The sequence below is a fragment of the Acinetobacter zhairuonensis genome (genome assembly GCF_022601715.1).
Lineage (GTDB): Bacteria > Pseudomonadota > Gammaproteobacteria > Pseudomonadales > Moraxellaceae > Acinetobacter.
The window spans coordinates 1-2,449 of record NZ_JAKVIM010000036.1 but is presented as its reverse complement, the minus strand read 5'-3'; the positions used below and the strand labels follow the sequence as shown (position 1 = coordinate 2,449).

Sequence of the window (2,449 nt, the reverse complement as noted above, 5' to 3'; positions counted from 1 at the left end):
TTTTTATACTATACGGCAAACTTTATAATTACGACATTTACTTTATATTTATTAAAAACATTATGTTGAATCATATCTATGCTGCTTTTGAACAGCTGGGATTCACTACACACAAGCGTGTATTGCATATCCAGTTTGCCAATGCGTTGCTGAATCAGCAGGTCTATTTACAGCGAATAGACGGAACGCATGGTCTAAACCAAGGCTTAACTGCCAGTTTAATTTGCCTGTCGACGCATGCATTTATTCCCCTCAAACAGTTTATTGGTTGTCAGGTTGCGATTGACCATGTGACAGACACAGGACAACTGAGCCGCATTACAGGCATCATCACCCAAGCTCAAGCGGGGGCAAGCGATGGTGCACTGACCGTATATCGCCTTAGTCTTGAAGACCCGACCGCCTTATGGAAACAACGCCGTAACAGTCGTGTGTTTATGAATAAAAATGTGGTGGATGTGGTCAACATTCTATTCCAAGAGTGGCAACAAAAAAGTCCGCTGTTTGCCGCCAGTTTGAGTCTTGATTTAGCAGGCTTGAGTCGAGATTACGACATTCGTCCCTTCATCATGCAAAACAACGAAAGTGATTATGACTTTCTGACGCGTCTAATGAGAAGCGAGGGCATTAATTGGTTGATTGATGAAGCACAAGCGTTGCTGGCTCAAATTCATCAACCCATTCAAGCACAAAAGCTACGCCTAATTGATGATAACCAACACTACCAAGCCCTACCACGACGCAGTATTCGCTTTCATCAGAGCAGTGCCGTACAAACCGCAGACAGTATTACTCATTGGCAGGCGCAGCGCCAGTTACAACCGACAGCCGTGCATGTGCAACGTTGGCAAGCCGATGCACTGACCCAAGACGATGGTGCAGGTAGTGTGCAAAGCAAACATCAGCAGAGTGAGCAATATGATGTTGCGAGTTTAGGGCTAGAACAAGCATGGCATTTTTCACCCGCATGGATGCAAGACCTGAATGGGGAGGATGGTGCAACGGCATCGGGCAATCCACAACTAGAACAATTTAACCAGCAGCTATCGGACTATTACAATGCACAAGCCAAGCATTTCTGTGCACAGTCTACGGTGCGAGATGCTCATGTCGGTTACTGGTTTGAACTGCAAGATCATCCTGAAATTAATCAACACAGTGGTGCAGACAAAGAATTTCTCATTACCGAAAAAACCTTTTATAGCCAAAATAACCTACCTAAAGATTTAAACCAGCAATTGGAGCAACTTCTCCAACAAAGTCATTGGCAATTCACGTCTACACTGAGCAGCATTGTAAGTGAACAACGCCAAGGCAATCTGCTTCACTTACAACGTCGGCAGATTAAAACTGTACCCGCTTATCATCCTGAACAGCATCGCCCATCGGCACACCCGCAACGTGCTCAAGTGGTTGGACCAAGTGGAGACGAAATTCATGTCGATGAATGGGGGCGCATCAAAGTCCGCTTTCTATTCACCAGAAACGAAGACCATGCACATGATGGTGGTGCGGGCAGCAATGATAACGATACCGACTCTGCTTGGGTGGATGTATTAACCCCATGGGCAGGTGAAGGCTACGGGGCACGTTTCTTACCGCGTATTGGGGAAATTGTAGTCATTGACTTCTTTCAAGGAGACATAGATCGTCCTTTTGTGCTGGGACGTATTCATGAAGCACAGCGTTCTCCTACAAAATTCGATAATGCAGGACAACTGCCTGATACCAAAAAACTGGCAGGCATTAAATCTAAAGAATATCAGGGAGAGGGCTTTAACCAGCTCCGATTTGATGACAGCACGGGACAAATCAGTGCCCAGTTGCAAAGCAGTCATGCGGCCAGTCAACTCAACTTAGGTAAACTGAGTCATCCTAAAGCCACCGAAGAAAGTGAAGATCGTGGCGAAGGCTTTGAATTAAGGACTGATCAGTGGGGCGCGCTAAGAGCAGGAGAAGGATTACTTCTTTCCACATATAAACAAGATCAGGCTCAGGGCGAACATCTGGATGCACAAGTTGCTAAACAACAATTTGAAAGCAACCAGAATAATGCTAAAGCGCTGAGTGAAGTTGCCAAAAACCAGCAAACTGATGAGATTGAATCGATTGAACAACTCAAAGAGTTTGCAGACCAGATTCAAGCGCAGATTGCAAAATTTGAAAAGGCACTATTACTTTTAAACTCGCCAGATGGGATTGGTTTAAGCACCAATGCAGACATTCATGTCTCGGCTGATGGGCAGATTAACCAGTTTGCAGGCGACAGCATCAATTTCACTACGCAAAAAAATCTGATTACGCATGTGAGTGGTAAAGCCAGCTTATTTGCAGCACAGGGAGGCATTAAGCAAGTCGCTGCCAAAGGTAAGTTTGAAATGCAGGCTCAGGGCGATGCTTTGGGTATTTTAGCCAAACAAAACATTCAGATTGTTTCTACAGAAGACCG

At 45.1% G+C, this 2,449-nt stretch carries 1 protein-coding gene; it reads left to right on the top strand.

Annotation, left to right across the window (positions count from 1 at the left end):
- Window positions 1-62: 62 nt before the first annotated feature.
- The coding region (locus MKI85_RS16885) for a type VI secretion system Vgr family protein (RefSeq protein ID WP_241629473.1) at window positions 63-2,449 on the top strand (2,387 nt) is incomplete at its 3' end.